The 1,730-nt window shown below is 41.3% G+C and carries 1 protein-coding gene; it reads right to left on the bottom strand.

The genetic code is table 11. From position 1 onward, the window contains the following. Nucleotides 1–1,730, bottom strand: a 1,730-nt coding sequence (locus WBN21_RS16515; RefSeq protein WP_424202231.1) for a leucine-rich repeat domain-containing protein, incomplete at both ends; no start/stop codon positions are given.

The raw sequence follows: 1,730 nt of genomic DNA, 5'->3' as shown, positions 1-1,730 counted from the left end.
CTGGTGCTCAACAAAGCCTCAATTTCGGAAATTTCGTTATAATATAAATTTAACGAGGTTAAGCTGGTTAGGCTCTCCATCACTTGTGGCAATTTCTTTAGCTTATTGTCCCGCAGGTTTAAGGTTTTTAGGTTGGTTAGATTGGCTATGGTAGCTGGAATGGAATCGAATCCATTGTACGATAAATCAGCACTTTCTAAGGCTGTTAAATTACCTATGGAACCCGGGATGATAGTCAGGTTGTTTTGCGATAAATTGATGGTTACCAAATCGGTCAAATCGCCAATCTCATTGAAAATGGTTCCTGTAAGAGCAGTGTTACTTACCACCAAAGATTTTAGGTTGGTTAGTTGCGACCATGAAGCGGGAAGGCTCCCTGAAATATTGCAGTACCTGAGGTTTAGGTCTTCAAGGCTTTCCAGCCCCGATAGGTTGTCCAGGTTTGTCGAACTCAAGTCGTGGGAATAATAAGAAGATGTAGTTGTTGAGCCCAGATTGAGTTTTCTAAGAAATTTTAAATCGCTGAAAGAGGCTGGTATCGCTCCACGAATCCTGTTGTTGGTCAGATCGATTTCAACGATATGACCATCTTCAATCACCAGACCGAACCAAGGTCCAATATTGAGGTTATTGGTGCTCACATCCCAGGTGGTTAACCAAGAACTATCACCTTGTGTAGCGTTATAAAAATCCACAAGTGCCTGGTATTCGGTTTCCGGAACCTCGGGGAGACTTACCGTGGTGGTCGTGAAGTTTAAATAAGACCCGGAGGCGTTTCCGTTCTGTTGGTAAAGGGCTACCTGTTTTTCCGGCGTCAACGAGCTTAAGTACTGTTTCTCTATAAGCAAACTGCCGTCTGCGTTCAATTGTAGGCCGGTGACGATGTTGGCGCCATCAATACGTAAATAAAAGGAGTTCAAGGCCGAAAAGTCGTTCTGAGATCTGTTGTACCTTGTAATATTGGGCAGATTAGTAACCAGTACATCATCACCAGTAAAAACAAACTCACCCAGGGTAATGGTTTGGTAATTAAGGTAAAGGGCAACGCTGGTGCTCAACAAAGCTTCTATTTCGGAAATTTCATTATAATATAGGTTTAACGAGGTTAAACTCGTTAGGCTTTCCATTACCTGTGGTAGTTTTTTTAACTTATTGTTCTGTAAGTTTAAGGTTTTTAGGTTGGTTAGATTGGCTATGGTGGCTGGGATGGCATCCAATCCATTGTACGATAAATCGACACTTTCCAAGGCTGTTAAATTTCCTATCTCATTGAAAATAGTTCCTGTAAGAGCATTGTTACTTACCACCAAAAATTTTAGGTTGGTTAGTTGCGACCATGAAGCGGGAATGCTCCCTGCAATATTGCAGTACCTGAGGTTGAGGTCTTCCAGGCTTTCCAGCCCCGATAGGTTGTTCAGATTTGTTGAACTCAAGTCATGGGCATAATAAGTTGATGTAGTTGTTGAGCCCAGATTGAGTTTTCTAAGTGACTTTAAATTGCCGAAAGAAGATGGAATTGCTCCTTTTATCCTGTTGTTTGGCAAATTGATTTCCACAATATGTTCATTTTCAACAACAACACCGTGCCAGGTAGTTGTATGTAAATTATTACTGCTAATATCCCATTTGGTTAGCCAATCGTCTCCACCCATAAGATTATAGAAATCTACAAGGGCTTGATATTCTACTGTTGGCACCGGATTTTGTGCTAAAGAAAGCGGTGACATTAA

The sequence above is a fragment of the Algibacter sp. genome (assembly GCF_049667265.1).
Lineage (GTDB): Bacteria > Bacteroidota > Bacteroidia > Flavobacteriales > Flavobacteriaceae > Algibacter_B.
Note: the sequence above shows the minus strand (reverse complement) of the source record. Positions and strands in the feature narration are given on the sequence as shown.